Origin of the sequence: Methanothermobacter sp. EMTCatA1 (genome assembly GCF_002356395.1) — an archaeon.
Classification (GTDB): domain Archaea; phylum Methanobacteriota; class Methanobacteria; order Methanobacteriales; family Methanothermobacteraceae; genus Methanothermobacter; species Methanothermobacter thermautotrophicus.
In genome coordinates, this window is record NZ_AP018336.1 from 674,589 (window position 1) to 690,601 (window position 16,013).

Genomic DNA, 16,013 nt, shown 5'->3' on the forward strand with positions numbered 1-16,013 from the left:
TCCAAGTCATTTTTAATTCCCCCTTTCAACCTCCAGGAACCTCTCACCTGTCCATTTCACAGCCAGGGATCCGAGGGGTGCTGTGAAGAGGATGGCAAGTACAGCCATTGCGAGTATTGTTTCACCGGCAGCCACTCCAGCAGCAAGGGGTATTGCTCCTATAGCTGCCTGGACTGTGGCCTTTGGTATGTACGCCGATATGCAGAACACCTTCTCCTTAAGGTTAAGATCCGTTCCCTTGAGGGAGAGCAGGACACCGATACTCCTCACCATCAGTCCAGCGGTGATCACTGCAAGTCCCAGAAGGCCGACATGGAATATGAGCCTCACATCCACCTGTGCACCTACAAGGACGAAGAGTAGTATCTCCGCGAATATCCAGACCTTGTTGAACTTCTCAGATAATTTGAGTCCAGTCTCGGGCATCCTCTCCAGGATGACAAGTCCCACCACCATGACACCCACAAGGGCGGCTATCGGGAGATAGGTGCTAATAAGGTCCCCCATGTTCTTGAGGAGGATGGCTGCACCTAGGATTATGAGGGTTTTCTCGGTGTTCCTTATCTCAAACCTCCTGAAGAGATATACCAGGGCAAGACCAAGTGCAAGGCCTCCAGTTATCCCCGTCAGGATTGATAGTGGAACTCCAATGGCCTCGACAAGGAGATTAACCTGCTGTCCCTGATATATGCCGAGGAATACAGAGAACAGCGTTATTGAAACAACATCATCAACTGATGCCCCCGTCAGTATAATCGTGGGTATGCCCTTGGCTGTTCCCATCCTCCTCTCAATGAATGAGAGCATCTGGGGAACTATGACTGCCGGTGAGACTGCGGCTATAACAAAGCCCAGTATACCCGCCTCAATGATGGGAAGTCCAAGTATGTAGTGTGAGGCCACCATCACCGCAAGGCCCTCAAAGACGTCCGGGATGAAGCTCATCTTGACTGCAGTCATTCCCACCTTCCTGAGGCTCTCGAGGTTTATACCAAACCCTGCCCTCAGAAGGATTATTATGAGGGCTATAACCCTGAGGTCGGGGGATATATCCATTATGCTCTTTGATATGAGGTTCAATCCATGGGGGCCTATAAGGATACCCAGTATCAGCATCCCCAGGATTCCCGGGAGCCTTGCCCTGGTGAAAACCCTGTTGAATAGAAGACCAAGTAGTATGATAACAGCTACGCTAAATGCAACGTACTCCAAATTTATACCTCCAGTTTGAGGAAAGTTTCTCCCACATTATTATGCAGGAGTCATCAGCCAGAAAAAGCGGTTAAAGGTGGACTCCATCACCTGCAGGATGTAATTTATCTCCATATTTATCCATTATATACTTTATGAATGCTGAACATGACCTTTCAGTTAGTATAAAAAAGTGGAAAATCTCCGGGACCAGGGAATTCATGTTCCAGGAGAAGGCATTTAACCAGCAGACCTGAATCCTTCAAGTCCAAGAAGAATGACCAGAGCTGCGGACTGTGTGATGATCGAGAATGCCACAAGTCCCGGTACAGAGAGTCCATAGAGGTAACTCATGATGAGGCTTCCTGAAAACCATGCCACGCCGAAGATGGTGTTAAATGTACCGTAGGCAGAGCCCCTCCTCTCCGGAGATGAGAATGCAGAAACAGCCGCCCTCATAACAGACTCCTGGGCCCCCATGCCCACACCCCAGAGTACAGCACCCATAACTGCAGCCCATGAACCTCCAAGGAATGAGAGGGGTGCATAGAACATTGAAACGAGAACCGCGAGGGCCATCACCCTGAAACCGTACCTGTCGAAGTATCTGCCAGATACCAGGGCTGAGAGGGCATCGGTGAGCATTGCGAGTGCATATATAATGGGGATGTTTGAGGGATCCAGAACACTCCTGACTCCAAGGTGATATCCGATCAGTGGGAAATCAGCATACCCCAGGGCAACGAAGCATACCGAGGCAAGGTAAAGCCAGTAAGCCCCCCTGAAATCTCTGTAATCAATTTCTCCTGATGCTTCAAGTTCAGAGGGCCTCGGGAACATGAGGTAACCGGTGACAAGTACTGCAATGGCTATAGTGGCGGGTGCCAGGAGAACCAGGAAGCCCTCCCGGTAGCCTCCGCCGGATGCAAGAACAATGAAGACCATTAAGGGACCTGCAACTGCACCTATCTGATCCAGGGCCTCATGCAACCCGAATCCGGCTCCATGACCCATATCATAGGAGGCGTAGGATAGCATTGCATCCCTTGGTGGTGTCCTGAGGCCCTTACCGAGCCTCTCAAGTATGATCAGCAAAACCGCAACCTGCCAGTTACCTGCAAATGCAAGGAGGGGAACTGCAAGGAGGTTGATAAGGTACCCGGCAAAGGTTATGAGCCAGTACCTCCCGGTTCTATCAGAGATGTAGCCCGAGAGAAACCTCACAAGGTATCCAGATAGCTCCCCGAAACCGGCTGCAAATCCAACCATGAATGCGCTTGCACCCAGAAAAGCCAGAAATGGACCCGTTATCCCCCTACCACCCTCATAGGTCATATCAGCGAAGAGGCTCACGATTCCGAGGATTACAATGAATACCGTTGATTTCCTCATGATGGTACTCCCTTCAACAAGATTTCCTCAGCATGCGAGCAGTGTTTCACCATCCATGAATACTGGCCAGCATGTAAATTGCCCTGTAGGTGTACTCCGGTTCAGATATCCCCATATAGACGGACCTCCTGAAACCACCATCGGGATTCCTTATTTTCATTATAAACCGTGTGACATCACTCACCTTACCCCTCAGGATCTCATTGATGCGGAACCCCGAATGGACGGTTTCAATGTATGGTGGATATGATATGGGTGTGAAGTTCCAGGCACCATCCGAGAAGCAGGAGTCTGTGAACTGAAGGACCTCATCGCCCGGAATCTTCATGCCATGGCCGTTGAGTATCTCAAGGGCAAAGCGGGTGTTGATTATATCTGAACCATAGGCACCGAATCCCCCATCCTCATTCTGAATTGAGAGGACCCATTCCGGTATTTCATCAAGGTATTCCCCATGCATCCTGAGGACGGAGTCCATGTAGAAGGTTATCTCAAGGCTTGATTTCCTGTATGATGTCCTCAGCATCTCAGTGAATTTCTCAGGTATTTCAAAGTTCCTGCCATAATCCCTGAGGATACTGCACCTGTAGAAGAGTCCCTGGGCAGCGAAGGTCCCTCCCCTGTGGACATCCTCGAGCCAGTCCAGGGTCTCCTCAAGCCGGGGCGGCTCATGGTCAAGGACCTCGAAGGACCTGATGGCATAGTAGGTGTTCTTTGAATCTGGCAGTCCCTCATAGAGTGTGTAACCGCCGCTGGAATGTCTCCTTTTATTGAGAAAACTTATGACCGAATTTTTCAGTGCTGGGGGATCAAACATTCATAACCTCCCTCTCAGGGCACACAAATATATATGGATTCCAGTTTAATATAATAAACCTAACATTTATCATTTAAATAAATCGTTTCTATGAGGAATACCATGATTCAGTCATGTAATGAATGTAAGGGTAAAGGTTACCGTGTTAAGAGTTACAAGATATGCAGCGCATGCCATGGAACAGGTTTCAGATCAACAGAGGATATAAAGGATCATTTCAAGGGTGTTTCAAACAGTGCAAGGCAGAGGTTCGACCTCGAGGACTCCCATGAGGTCCCCTGTGAGGTATGCAGGGGTAAGGGTGAGGTGGAGGTGAGGGAAACCTGCCCCACCTGTGGCGGTAAGGGTGAGGTTAACATCTGCCCATCATGTGGAAGGATGATAAAGGGTAGGGATGAGTACTGCCCGGAATGTCAGAAGAAGGAGAAGGTCTACATCCTCCACCCTGCATGCACAATGGACGACCTCGAGGTTGGAAGCATATACCGTGGGAAGATAACCAGGGTTGAAAAATATGGGGTCTTTGTGAGCCTCAACAGCCACGTCTGGGGACTCATGAGGGGATTGTTCCCAGACTACAAGGTGGGGGATGAACTATTCGTCAGGGTATCCCAGGTGAAACCCTACAAGGGCGAGGTGGACATGATCCCGGCCAGTATAAAGGGGCCCTACGAGGTTATCAAGTTAAAGAAGGACCTGCCAAGGACGAGGATAGCAGACATAGATACAAAGAGCCTTGGTAAAACCGTGCGGATAGTGGGGGAGGTCATTCAGATCCAGCAGACATCCGGTCCAACCATATTCACGGTATCCGATGAAACCGGGACCACATGGGCTGCGGCCTTCGATGAGCCAGGTATAAGGGTCTACCCCCACATACAGATCGGCCACATAGTTGAGGTTATAGGAGAGGTTAACCAGCACACAGGAAAGATTCAGATCGAATCCGAGTCAATTGAACGCCTCATAGGTAATGAAGCTGCGGAAGCCAGGCGGCTCATCGATGAGGCCATAGACAGGAGGGCTGAACCAGAAAGAAAGGACCTCTTAATTGAAAGCGAAACCCTGGAAAAATTAAGACCAAAACTTGTGGAGGCGGCCAAGGCAATAAGGAGGGCCGTCTATGATGGAAGATCCATCCTTGTGAGACACCATGCAGACGCTGATGGTATCTGTGCCGGTGTTGCCATTGAAAAGGCTGTTTTACCCCTCCTCCGTGACCTCAACCCCAGCACAGATGCTGAGTGGCACTACTTCAAGAGGGCCCCCAGCAAGGCACCCTTCTATGAACTCGAGGACGTTGTGAAGGACCTCTCATATGCCCTGGAGGACCTCGAGAGGCACGGGCAGAAACTGCCGCTCCTTGTACTGCTTGATAACGGGTCGACAGAGGAGGATATACTTGCCCTCATGAAGGCCAAGATATATGACATTGAAATCGTGGTTGTGGACCACCACTACCCTGGCGAGGTCCAGGATGGACGTGTTGAGGTTGATGAATATGTTGACACCCACGTGAATCCATACCTGGTCGGTGGCGACTCCCAGATAACTGCGGGGGCGCTGTCAGTGGAGATAGCCAAGATGATAAACCCTGAAATTGCAGAGAGGATTCTCCATCTCCCTGGTATCGCTGCGGTTGGTGACCATGCGAACTCCCCTGAGGCCGAGGCCTACATTGAACTTGCAGCAGAGCGCGGCTATGAAAGGGAGGACCTTGAAAGGATCGCCGCATGTATAGACTTCGAGGCCTTCTACCTCAGGTTCATGAACGGGAGGGGCATCATCGACACCATACTTGGGCTTGGAAGTCTTGATAAACACAAGAAACTGGTTGATGCGCTCTACAGGGAATACGAGAGGAAGGTTGACACCCAGCTCAGGGCAGCCATACCCAACCTCAAATCCACAAGGCTGCCCAACGGGATACTCTTCAATGTCCTGGATGTTGAGAAGTACTCACACCGCTTCACATTCCCTGCCCCGGGGAAGACCTGTGGATTCGTCCATGATTACATGGTCCAGAAGCATGGTGAGGACACACCCATAATCACCCTGGCCTACGGACCTGACTTCGGTGTTATAAGGGCCACTGATGCTGTCAATGAGAAATTTGGATTTAACCTCAACGAGATAGTCTGGGAACTCGCAGAGGAGATCCCAGAGGCAGTGATAGATGGTGGTGGCCATGAATGTGCCGGTTCACTCAAGTATATTGAGGGACTCTCAAAGAAGGTGCTATCAGCCTTTGCAGAGAAGGTTGCAGCCCTTAAGGGGTGATCCCTCTGACCACTAAATAAGATTGAAACAGGGCATGGAGCCATGAGTGGCGTTAAATTTTCTGGAGCATGGCCTAAACTTTCTTTTTGCCCTCTTCCTTAATCCTGAAGTAATAGTCGCAGTGATCTGCTATGGGGCACTCCTCATGGCGTGGACCCAGAGGCCTGCATATGTCCTGGCCGAACTGTACCATGAGGTCATTGAGCTCTATCCAGTATTCCCTGGGAATCACCTTCATCAGTGCCCTCTCGGTCTCCTCGGGGGTCCTGGTATCCACAAGTCCTATCCTGTTGGATATCCTATGGACATGGGTATCCACCGGTATGGCTGGCCTGCCAAAGGCATAGACCAGGACACAGTTGGCTGTCTTTCTGCCCACCCCGGGGAGTTTCAGGAGCTCGTTGATGTCATCCGGCACCTTACCATCATATTCCTCGAGGATTATCCTGGAAACCTCCCTCACCCTCCTGGCCTTCACATGATAGAAGCCTGCCTTCCTGATGAGGGCTTCGATTTCCTCGAGGGGTGCATAGGCCACATCCTCAATGGAGGGGTACCTCTCAAAGAGACTGGCTGTGGCCTCATCGGTGTTCTCATCCCTTGTCCTCTGTGACAGGATGGTCCTTATAAGTACGCGGTAGGGGTCACGGTCCTCAAAGACCCTCATGGAGTATACACTCCTCAGACCCCCAATTATGGCATCAATATCCTTGATGAGATCACCAGAAAAAAGTTTATCCTGAGAAAAAAAGATGAAATCAGTTGAGCTTTTCAAGTAGAACTTCAAGGCCCTCCATGAGCCCACTGCCCTCCGTTGCAACTGTAGGGAATACCTCCACTTCGGAGTCTATTTCCAGTTCAGAATCATCGAGGTCCTGTTTATTTGAGAATACAACGTAGGGTATGTTTTTCTCATCAAGTTCAGCCATTATTTCCTTCTCCGCCAGGGTGACGCCCCTTGAGTTATCAACAACTATTATTGCAGCGTCAAGGCCGTTTGATATTATCTCAAGCATGAACTTGAATCTCTCATGGCCGGGTGTTGCAAAGAGGTGTATCTTCTCACCATTAACAATGCAGTTACCATAATCAAGTGCAAGTGTTGTGCCCTTGTATTCAACCTTGGTTATCTTATCACAGAGCTGTTCAAGGGTTGTTGTTTTACCGGTATCATAATCTCCAAAGATTACAACCTTTGTCTCCTTGGCTTTCTTCATATAATCAACTCACAGTCATTCAGTTAGTCTAACATTTGAATATGGGTTAACCCTATTTTATATATTTTAGGATAAATTCATTCTGCAACCAATCTGCATCATCCTCTCTGGGAAATCAGGGAATGATACGCTGAAAACCTCTGCATCCCTTATAGTTATACCCTCCCTGAGGCCTATGAGTGTGAAGGCCATTGCAAGTCTGTGGTCACCATGGGACCAGACAGTCCCCCCGGAGGCACCTCCCTCTATGATCATCCCATCGGGAAGTTCGGTGACATCCACTCCAAGTCTTCTGAGTTCAGCAGCGCATGTGCTTATCCTGTCTGTTTCCTTGTACCTTGCATGTTCAACACCGCCTATCTCGGTCCGGCCAGTTGCAAGGGCCCCGAGGACAGCCACCGTTGGCAGGAGGTCGGGGGCGTCGTGGAGGTTGACGGAGACCCCAGAGAGCTCACCGGTGGAGGCTATCCTGACGTGGTCCTCCCCCCTCCTTACCTCGGCCCCCATATCACTGATTATGTCCAGTATGATGCGGTCTCCCTGCCTCGAATCCCTGAAGAGGTTTTCGATGAGGACATCCCCACCTGCAGCAGCCACCGCCCCTGCAAGGTAGGATGCTGATGAGTAGTCACCCTCAACCGTGTAGTCCAGTCCCCTGTAAACTGCTGGTTCAACCCGGAAGGTGCCTTCGGAGTAATCAACGGGGACAGAGAACCTCTCCATCACATCAACTGTCATGTCAACGTAGGGCCTTGAGATGAAGTCGCCCTCCACCATCACTTCAACACCCTCGGTGAGGGGTGCTGCGATGAGGATGGATGATATGAACTGTGAACTGACATCCCCCCTGATGGATGTACTGCCACCCCTTAAACCACCCCTTACGATAATCGGTGGAAGTCCATTCATCCGTGATGACAGTGCCTCGACACCGAGGGGTCTCAGGGCATCAAGGAGTGGCTGCATTGGCCTTGTTCTGAGGGATTCGTCCCCTGTGAGTACCGTGTAGTTTTCTGCAAGGCCAGCCACAGAGGTCATGAGGCGGAGGGTTGTGCCAGAGTTCCCCAGATAGATAACGTCATCAGGGGTTTCAAGTTCCCCTCCGCTTCCATGCACGGTCCAGGCATCCCCCTCATCAACCCTTATGCCGAAGGCCCTGCAGGCGTTCAGGGACGAAAGGGTGTCCTCGGCTATGAGTGGGTCCCTGATCTCTGATACCCCCTCTGCCAGTGCTGCGATTATGACTGCCCGGTGGGTGTAGCTCTTCGATGGGGGTGCCTTAACGGTTCCTTCAAGGTTACCTGATTTTTCAACTGTGAGATCCATAAAAACACCTGCAGATACCTCCAGATGGATCAGCGCACTATTTCAATTATGACCTCTGGTTCGTCCAGGTTTAGAACATCTACCCTCTCGCCTGCTGTTCCGATGACCTCCTTCCTGAAGCTGATATGATCCATGGTGAGTCTGTTACCCTCGACCTCGATTTCACCGTTCCTCTGGATCTCCTCGTAGACCTCATGGGGATCAGCACCTGTGAGCCAGGATATTATAGCTGGGGCATCTGATCTGAACTCAGGACCTATTTTTTCCATCCTTGGCTCAAGTTCCACGGCCCTCTCGGTTATCTCGGGTTTGCCAGCCACGAGGCTGATATCACCTATGTTCATTGTACCTGCGATATCGTCCAGGAAGGGTTTTATCATTTCTGCGGATTCATTATCGGTGTAGATGGTGGCTGCTTTGAGTGGTGCGTTCAGGGGCATCTTGGAGGAGGACTTGAACCTCCTGATCTCTCCTATAATTTCAACTGCAAGGTCTCCGCTCCTCTCGATTTCAGGGTCAACGATTTCAGGTATGTGCTCTGGCCAGCCCCTCAGGTGTATGGATCCCTCTCCCACGTGCTGGTGCACCTCCTCTGTGAAGTGGGGTGCCACCGGGGCCAGGAGCCTCAGACATGTGTCAAGTACCATTCTGAGGGTGTTCTGGGCCGCCATCCTTGATTCGGGATCCTCATCTGAGTAGAGCCTGTATTTCACTGCCTCAATGTATTCGTCGCAGAAGTCATGCCAGATGAAGGTCTGGACACGGTTAACCGCTGCTGCGAAGTTGTAATCATCCAGGCTCTCTGTTACCTCAGCCACCAGGTTCATGAGCCTGGAGAGTATCCAGCGGTCCATGGGTCTGGCTTCAACCTCCGGGTTCTCTGTGAGGTGTATGCTTATGAATCTGAAGGCGTTCCAGAATTTTCTCAGGAACTTATACCCATACTTCACGTCCTTCCATGCGAAGGGGACATCTGATCCCGGCACGCTCCCTGCCGCCCATAACCTCAGGGCATCGGCACCGTAATCCTCCAGGACCTCCTCTGGTGCTATTACGTTTCCACGGGACTTGCTCATCTTGTGGCCGTCCTCTCCGAATACCATACCATTTATAACTATTTCACTGAATGGTTTCTCGCCTGTGAGGGCCATGCATCTGAGTATCGTGTAGAAGGCCCAGGTACGGATTATGTCATGGCCCTGCGGTCTCAGGTCGGCTGGGAAGAGTTCCCTGTAGGACTCATCGGGCCATCCTGCAACTGAGAGGGGTGATATCGAGCTGTCCATCCATGTGTCAAGGACGTCCTCCTCTCCTATGAATTCTGTACTCCCGCATTCACATGTTATCCCGGGTCCATCCCTTGTGGGGTCTACTGGCAGCATCTCCTCATCGGCCACGTGGACCCTGCCACATTCACTGCAGTACCAGACGGGTATGGGTGTTGCGAATATCCTCTGACGTGATATGCACCAGTCCCAGTCCATTGAACCTGTCCAGTTGAGGAGCCTTGTCTTCATATGCCCTGGTACCCATTTCATCTCCTCTGCAGCTTCCCTAACCTGGGGTATGAGTTTCTTGACAGCCACGAACCACTGCTTCTTGACAAGGATCTCGATGGGTGTCTTGCACCTCCAGCATGTCCCAACGTTCTGTCTGACAGGCTCCTTCTTTAAGAGGAAGCCTTCATTCTCAAGGTCCTCCACTATCTTCTCCTTGCACTCTGCTATGGTAAGCCCCTGGTATTTACCTGCGGCCTCTGTCATGTAACCCCTTTCGTCTATTGCATCTATCACGTCAAGTCCATGGCGGTTGACCCAGCTCACGTCGGTTTTATCACCGAATGTGCACACCATAACTGCCCCTGTACCGAATTCAGGGTCCACTTCAGGGTCCTTTATGAGTTTAACCTTCTGTCCAAAGAGGGGCACCTCTATGAGTTTGTCCTCAAATTCCCTGAACCGCTCATCATCGGGGTGCACAACAACGGCCACACAGGCAGCCATGAGTTCTGGCCTTGTTGTTGCTATTGTGATGTGCTCATCTGCACCCTCAACAGGGAACCTGACGTAGTTGAGGTTTGTCTCATTCTCAATGTATTCAACCTCTGCGAAGGCTATTGCAGTCTCACACCTCGGGCACCAGTTCACCGGGTGCACACCCTGGTATATGAGTCCATCCCTGTACATGCGGAGGAATGATAGCTGCGTCCTCCTCATGTACTCGGGGGTCATGGTTACAAATTCATGGTTCCAGTCCTGGCTGAAGCCAAGGCGCTGCATCTGCTCCTTCATCATCCTTATATTTTCCTGTGTGAGCTCCACGCAGAGGCGCCTGAATTCTTCACGTGAAACATCGCTCTTCTTGATGTTATGGGTCTCCTCGACCTTAACCTCCGTTGGGAGGCCGTGGCAGTCCCATCCCTGTGGGAAGAGAACATCGAAACCTCTCATCCTCTTGAAACGGGCTATTATGTCCATGTAGACCCAGTTGAGCACGTGGCCCATGTGTATTGAACCTGTGGGGTAGGGTGGTGGTGTGTCTATAATGTACCTTGGCTTTGTCCCTGACCCTATGAAGCGGTATATGTCCTCTTCCTGCCATTTTTTCTGCCATTTAACCTCGTTTTTATGGTTGTAATCCTTCGGGATCTGATTATCGGTCATCTTATTCTCTCCCTGATAGAAGCTGTGATTAGTGCTGCGGTAGTTATAGATAATATTCACTACCCAATCTTTATAAAGATGTTTGAATACTCTAACCTTGTAGGAGAAATAAGGGGAAGCAAGTTCTCATATGGTGAATACCGATGGAGTTAATCTGGTTCTACATAGCACTTTTCCTTGCAATAAGTGATGAGATACATACAAAGATACTCTGGAATGTGTTCTTTGACTTTTACATACTCCTGGCCGGGATTCTCAAGGAGACATTCTCATCGAATATACAGCTCTGGCTGGTCCACGAGTGTCTGGAGGCCCTTTTCCACTTCGTGATCCTGTCGGTCGTGTTTTTATCCCTCGAAATCGGGTTCCTTGCAGCCACAATACACCTGGTTGTTGATCTGTACCACCAGCTGAGCGGGGTTGATCATGGATGGCTGTACCACAGGGCGCTTCACTTCACGGTTGAATCCCTCTTCTTTATAATGATCTTCTCAGCAGCCTGAATCTATCATGAAATGAAAGGGACACCATTTACGAGCTGATACGTGATATAGGTGATTACAGGCATGAAACTAAAAGTAAAATAAGGTCCATCTGAAGTCCCAGGATACCTTTTTAATCAGTTAATCCTTCTTGCAAGGTTTACAGTGCCAAGGAACCTTGTTCTGGGTATTCTGGGAATTGATGATGCTGAAATGTATTTTCCAAGGAACAGTATGTTATCAGGCCTTCCCCTGTATCTTCCTATGAGACTTCCTCCATCGAAGGTTACATGCACCTTCACAGATGTTGAGTTTTTCTCTGAACATGTCTCATAGAGCAGTATGTTTCTCCTGTTAATACCCCACCTGTCTGTTCCTGCCACATAAACAGCGGCCTTCAGTGGGTCCCTGCTCCACCTGGAATAGTAGCCCCTCCGGTAGTATGAAGGGCTGTTCGGGACACTCAGGTATTCACCACTTTTCAACCTGAAGACTGAGAGCCTTGAATATCCCCTCCGGTAAATTGAAACTCCTGCCTGTCCACCTGGACCTCTTATAACAAAGTGACCGAGTCCCAGTCTTCTCACAAGGCTGTGGGCCCTCTTCATATCATAGGAGGTCACATTACCCCTTCTGATAATGTCACCACCAATGGACTCAAGTGCCCGGTTTATCCATACAATATCGGGCCCCCCGGCACCCATCATCCAGCCGCCCTCTGAGATTACTGTGTGGAAGAAGTAACCGTTGGTTGTCTTGTATTCCTTGAGGGTCTCCCTGCCATTCCATACCGTCCTCTGGATTTTGAGGGTCGCTGCGTAGGTCGAATCCCTCCGGTAGGCGAAGACCGCGCATGTATCATTTACGTTGACGATGACTGAACAGCAATTAGAGGTGGCTTTAATATGGGAGTGGTTACCTTTGGACCCCCATCTACTCCATGTATCATTTTCAGTGGCTGCTGAAGCCGTTCCAAGGGAGATTGCAAGGAAAATCAGAAAAGCAACCCCCCAGTATTTATTCATATTACACCCCCCAAGAAATCTCTAATATTTAATTGTATTTTGATGCATATATAACCGGGTGTGTGCCGGAGGAATGGAAAAACCAACCCCTGAAAATCCTTAAGATAATTTATTTGCCTGTGGACTCGTTGATGCAGCCCACACCCACGGACTCGCTGGTGGCGGTTAATTATTTATTTGATACCATGATAACATTCAAACATCACATTTACTGGAGGATCACCATGCCTGTTATAACGTTCGATTACGATGACCTGAAGGAACTGGGCATTGATATTGATAGGGAGAAGCTCCTTGACGTTCTGCCGATGATGGGAAGTGATATAGAGGACTTTGATGACGAAAGCATTAAGGTGGAGTTTTTTCCCAACCGTCCTGACCTGCTCTCGGTTGAGGGTGTTGCAAGGAGCCTCCGCGGATTCCTTGGAATTGAAAAGGGTATGCCATCCTATGATGTCCATGACTCCGGGGTGGAGGTCACAGTAGATGAGTCTGTACTTGATGTGAGGCCATACCTTGGAATGGCCGTCATAGAGGACGTTCAGTTCACCGATAAAAAACTTAAACAGGTCATGGAGTTCCAGGAGGACCTGCACTGGGTCATAGGCAGGGACCGCAGGAAGGTGGCCATAGGTATCCATGACCTTGACCGTGTCGAGCCACCCTTCCTCTACAGTGGCGTTGAACCGGAGGGAGTCACATTCACACCCCTTGACAGTGTATGTGAAATGACACCCCATGAAATACTCGAGGAGCACCCCAAGGGTGTCAGTTACGCCCACCTCCTCCGGGACCATGACCGTTACCCCCTGATAACAGATAAGAATGGGGACGTTCTCTCCATGCCCCCCATAATAAATGGGGAGCTCACCAAGTTAACCGTGAACACCCGCAGAATACTTGTGGATGTCACAGGAACCGATGATAGGGCTGTCAGACAGACCCTGAATATCATATGCACATCCTTTGCAGAGGCGGGTGGAAGGATAGGCTCGGTGAGGGTTAAGCGTCCTGATGGAGAGCTGCATCTACCAGACCTCACACCACGTGAGATGAGGGTATCTGTCTCAGAAGCCTCACGGATAACCGGACTTGAACTCAGTGCAGATGAGGTCATGGATCTCCTCATGAAGGCCCGGATGGACGCCCGGAGGACCTCAGATGATGAGGTGGTTGCGGTTATACCCGCCTACCGGGTGGATATACTCCACGAGGTTGACCTTGTTGAGAACATAGCTGTGCAGCACTGCATAGGGAGGATTGAACCCGAACTTCCTGATATAGCGACCATTGCAGAGGAGGACACCTGGAGCAGGGCAGACGCGTCTATAAGGGAGGTCATGGTGGGCCTCGGATTCCAGGAGGTTATGAGCCTCATGTTAACCAGTGAGGAGAGCCACTACAGGAGGATGAGGCTTGAGGAGGATGAAAGGGTTGAGGTTGCCCAGCCCATTTCCCAAGACAGGACCATGATCCGCAAGAGTCTGCTCAACGGCCTCCTTGAGTTCTTCGAGGACAACAAGCACGAGGATCTTCCACAGAAGATATTCGAGGTCGGGGATGTGGTGTACATTGACCCTGAATCTGAGACCCGTAGCAGGGTGGTTAAGAAGCTTGCATGCGCAGTCACGCACTCCAGTGCAGGTTTCACCGAGATAAAGTCCCTTGCAGCGGCTGTGGTTGAGAACCTCGGTTACGAGTTCAGGATAGAGCCCCTTGAACACCCATCCTTCATAGAGGGAAGATGTGCAGCCATAGAATCTGAGGGCAAATCCTCAGCCATAGGTGGATTCTTCGGTGAGGTCCATCCTGAGGTTGTAACAAACTTCAACCTGGAATATCCTGTTATTGCACTTGAAATCGAATTTAAGGAGAAATAAATGGAATATGAACTTTCAGGGCTTTCCAGCCACTGATACCCTTATCCTTCTGTTTCTGGGTCCGTCGAGTTCTGCGAAGAAGATGCTCTGCCAGGTCCCAAGGTCCATTGATCCGTTGATAACCGGAACCGTCTGGCTTCCCCCGAGGAGCACGGCCCTCAGATGGGAGTCGGCATTGTTGTCAATGGCGTTGTGTCCATAGGATGCATCCACCGGTACGGTGCCCTCAAGCATGGATTCAATGTCGCTGAGGAGTCTGCTTTCATTTTCATTTATGAATATCGCTGATGTTGAATGCCTTGAGAAGACATTCAGTATGCCGTTCCTTATCCCTGAGGACTCAAGAACACCCGAGACCATGGAGGTTATGTCAATGAGCTCAACCCTTCGGGATGTCCTCAGGGGGAGTTCCTGTGTATAGACTTCCATAAAAACACCACATTTCATTTATGTCCCTCATTTTAATAAAAGCTTCACCCGGGAAAGTGTGGAGTGAAGGGGATAGTGCGGGATTCTGATGGGACTGGAGCTGGATAATTGATGGATCAGTCTGAAGCGAATACTAGCCGCATTGCTGGCTACTTCAGCACCCCTGAAAATAGGCCTGTGAACCTGTAAAGGAGACTCCTGTCCTGATAGAATGCTGCGTGTGGACATACCTCCATGCAGCAGAGACAGTTGATGCAGCGGGAATAATCGAACTCCGGTATGACTGCACCCGCCTTCAGAGCCTCAACCGGGCAGCTCTCAACACAGACATTGCAGTTCCTGCACCTCTCAGGGTCTATGGCAGGTCTCGACCACCAGAGCTTCCTGATGGCGCGTGCAAGGCCCGATGGTAGGAGGTCAAGGGTGTAATAGATGTTTGATGGCCACCTGAAGTCATCCACCCTTTCAGGTTCATACCCTGCAATTTCAAGTTCGGCAGGATCCGGGGCGAGTCCCTCTCTCCTGGCGGCCTCATTAACAGGGACCCTGAAGGGGTCCATGCCCAGTAGCCAGGGGATGTATACGTCAAGTGCAATGGCATCCTCTGATGCCAGGATGATTCCAAGGTCCCTGGGGTCTCCCCCCGATGGACCGTTTCCCTCCATCCCGACAACCCCATCAACCAGGGTGAGGGCTGGTTCTGTAAGGAGGTAAATTTCAAGGAGCCTCCTTGCGAACTCGGATGGTCTGGGGTGCTCCCTGTGATAATCCGCCTTCCCGAATCCAGGCACTGCACCGTACATGTTCTTAACGGCACATGTGAATATGGTCATGCTGTGGGTTTTCAGCTTGGGGAGGTTGACGACAAGGTCACTGTCCACCACCGGCCTTGAAATGGGATATCCTGAACCCATAATGTATGATCCAGAGGCCTCAAAATTCACTGGTTCAATATCCAGTCTCCTGCACACATCAAGTATGCCTGTGGCCCTCCAGAATCTTTCTATATTCCTGAATGAACCACCGGGGCTGTCACCTATGGATACCTCAGCCCCAAGGTCCAGAAATACCTCTGCCACAGCCTCGATGACTGATGGGTGGGTTGTGACGTGCCTCTCCGGTGATGCTGCCATGAGCATGTTCGGTTTAAGGAGAACCCTGTCCCCACTGGATGCGAACCTCCTGGCTCCTCCCAGAAGTTCAATACACTCAGTGACCGACTCCCTTACCTCCTCAGGGTCATAGGAATGGCACTCTGATACCGCTATCCCCTTCATCTTTCAGATGCTCCAGAAAAAATAGAAGTGGTCA

13 protein-coding genes and 1 riboswitch are annotated in these 16,013 nt (G+C 50.5%); of the genes, 3 read left to right on the forward strand and 10 right to left on the reverse strand.

What is annotated here, in order from left to right; genetic code table 11:
* Positions 1–12: 12 nt before the first annotated feature.
* The 3 genes from tca_RS03570 to tca_RS03580 form a co-directional block, all read right to left on the reverse strand.
* Positions 13–1,212, reverse strand: coding sequence for a sodium:proton antiporter (locus tca_RS03570; RefSeq protein WP_010876398.1), 1,200 nt, complete (start codon positions 1,210–1,212; stop codon positions 13–15).
* Between the two features lie 37 nt (positions 1,213–1,249).
* A riboswitch (Fluoride riboswitch) is annotated at positions 1,250–1,312 on the reverse strand.
* A 119-nt stretch (positions 1,313–1,431) separates the two neighbouring features.
* Positions 1,432–2,583 (reverse strand): MFS transporter, encoded by a 1,152-nt coding sequence (locus tca_RS03575; RefSeq protein ID WP_010876399.1) that lies wholly within the window; start codon positions 2,581–2,583, stop codon positions 1,432–1,434.
* A gap of 46 nt (positions 2,584–2,629) precedes the next feature.
* Entirely contained in the window at positions 2,630–3,400 is a 771-nt protein-coding gene (locus tca_RS03580) for a prenyltransferase/squalene oxidase repeat-containing protein (protein ID WP_010876400.1), read from the reverse strand.
* 102 nt (positions 3,401–3,502) lie between these two features.
* On the opposite strand from tca_RS03580, the gene tca_RS03585 reads away from it, so the two are divergent.
* Entirely contained in the window at positions 3,503–5,680 is a 2,178-nt protein-coding gene (locus tag tca_RS03585) for a DHH family phosphoesterase (RefSeq protein ID WP_286709153.1), read from the forward strand.
* 73 nt (positions 5,681–5,753) lie between these two features.
* Here the strand turns inward: tca_RS03585 and nth are convergent, their stop codons facing one another.
* The 4 genes from nth to valS all read right to left on the reverse strand — a co-directional run bounded on the left by nth (position 5,754) and on the right by valS (position 10,886).
* Positions 5,754–6,347 carry an endonuclease III gene (gene nth / locus tca_RS03590; RefSeq protein WP_143485759.1) on the reverse strand — a complete coding sequence of 198 codons (594 nt, stop codon included), beginning with the start codon at positions 6,345–6,347 and terminating at the stop codon, positions 5,754–5,756.
* Between the two features lie 91 nt (positions 6,348–6,438).
* A complete protein-coding gene (locus tag tca_RS03595) occupies positions 6,439–6,897 on the reverse strand; it encodes an ATP/GTP-binding protein (RefSeq protein WP_010876403.1) in 459 nt (152 codons plus the stop codon).
* 66 nt (positions 6,898–6,963) lie between these two features.
* A complete protein-coding gene (gene aroA / locus tca_RS03600) occupies positions 6,964–8,223 on the reverse strand; it encodes a 3-phosphoshikimate 1-carboxyvinyltransferase (protein ID WP_010876404.1) in 1,260 nt (419 codons plus the stop codon).
* A gap of 29 nt (positions 8,224–8,252) precedes the next feature.
* On the reverse strand, positions 8,253–10,886 hold the full coding sequence (gene valS / locus tca_RS03605; RefSeq protein ID WP_048060895.1) for a valine--tRNA ligase: 2,634 nt from the start codon (positions 10,884–10,886) through the stop codon (positions 8,253–8,255).
* Positions 10,887–11,029: 143 nt separating this feature from the next.
* Here valS and tca_RS03610 point away from each other — a divergent pair, with 143 nt between their 5' ends.
* Complete coding sequence (locus tca_RS03610; protein ID WP_048175483.1) at positions 11,030–11,389, forward strand: hypothetical protein; 360 nt, start codon at positions 11,030–11,032, stop codon at positions 11,387–11,389.
* A gap of 116 nt (positions 11,390–11,505) precedes the next feature.
* Here the strand turns inward: tca_RS03610 and tca_RS03615 are convergent, their stop codons facing one another.
* A complete protein-coding gene (locus tca_RS03615; RefSeq protein ID WP_286709154.1) occupies positions 11,506–12,393 on the reverse strand; it encodes a hypothetical protein in 888 nt (295 codons plus the stop codon).
* Positions 12,394–12,617: 224 nt separating this feature from the next.
* On the opposite strand from tca_RS03615, the gene pheT reads away from it, so the two are divergent.
* Positions 12,618–14,273 carry a phenylalanine--tRNA ligase subunit beta gene (gene pheT / locus tca_RS03620; RefSeq protein ID WP_286709155.1) on the forward strand — a complete coding sequence of 552 codons (1,656 nt, stop codon included), beginning with the start codon at positions 12,618–12,620 and terminating at the stop codon, positions 14,271–14,273.
* A 15-nt stretch (positions 14,274–14,288) separates the two neighbouring features.
* On the opposite strand, the gene tca_RS03625 is transcribed toward pheT, so the two are convergent.
* A complete protein-coding gene (locus tca_RS03625) occupies positions 14,289–14,702 on the reverse strand; it encodes a secondary thiamine-phosphate synthase enzyme YjbQ (protein WP_048060896.1) in 414 nt (137 codons plus the stop codon).
* A gap of 149 nt (positions 14,703–14,851) precedes the next feature.
* Positions 14,852–15,979 carry a DUF362 domain-containing protein gene (locus tag tca_RS03630; protein WP_010876410.1) on the reverse strand — a complete coding sequence of 376 codons (1,128 nt, stop codon included), beginning with the start codon at positions 15,977–15,979 and terminating at the stop codon, positions 14,852–14,854.
* Between the last annotated feature and the right edge of the window lie 34 nt (positions 15,980–16,013).

Excerpts from the sequence above, each read along its gene's own strand:
- tca_RS03575 (WP_010876399.1), bottom strand. The coding sequence starts at position 2,583 with ATGAGGAAATCAACGGTATTCATTGTAATCCTCGGAATCGTGAGCCTC.
- tca_RS03580 (WP_010876400.1), bottom strand. The coding sequence starts at position 3,400 with ATGTTTGATCCCCCAGCACTGAAAAATTCGGTCATAAGTTTTCTCAAT.
- tca_RS03585 (WP_286709153.1), top strand. The coding sequence starts at position 3,503 with ATGATTCAGTCATGTAATGAATGTAAGGGTAAAGGTTACCGTGTTAAG.
- nth (WP_143485759.1), bottom strand. The coding sequence starts at position 6,347 with ATGAGGGTCTTTGAGGACCGTGACCCCTACCGCGTACTTATAAGGACC.
- tca_RS03595 (WP_010876403.1), bottom strand. The coding sequence starts at position 6,897 with ATGAAGAAAGCCAAGGAGACAAAGGTTGTAATCTTTGGAGATTATGAT.
- aroA (WP_010876404.1), bottom strand. The coding sequence starts at position 8,223 with ATGGATCTCACAGTTGAAAAATCAGGTAACCTTGAAGGAACCGTTAAG.
- valS (WP_048060895.1), bottom strand. The coding sequence starts at position 10,886 with ATGACCGATAATCAGATCCCGAAGGATTACAACCATAAAAACGAGGTT.
- tca_RS03610 (WP_048175483.1), top strand. The coding sequence starts at position 11,030 with ATGGAGTTAATCTGGTTCTACATAGCACTTTTCCTTGCAATAAGTGAT.
- tca_RS03615 (WP_286709154.1), bottom strand. The coding sequence starts at position 12,393 with ATGAATAAATACTGGGGGGTTGCTTTTCTGATTTTCCTTGCAATCTCC.
- pheT (WP_286709155.1), top strand. The coding sequence starts at position 12,618 with ATGCCTGTTATAACGTTCGATTACGATGACCTGAAGGAACTGGGCATT.
- tca_RS03625 (WP_048060896.1), bottom strand. The coding sequence starts at position 14,702 with ATGGAAGTCTATACACAGGAACTCCCCCTGAGGACATCCCGAAGGGTT.
- tca_RS03630 (WP_010876410.1), bottom strand. The coding sequence starts at position 15,979 with ATGAAGGGGATAGCGGTATCAGAGTGCCATTCCTATGACCCTGAGGAG.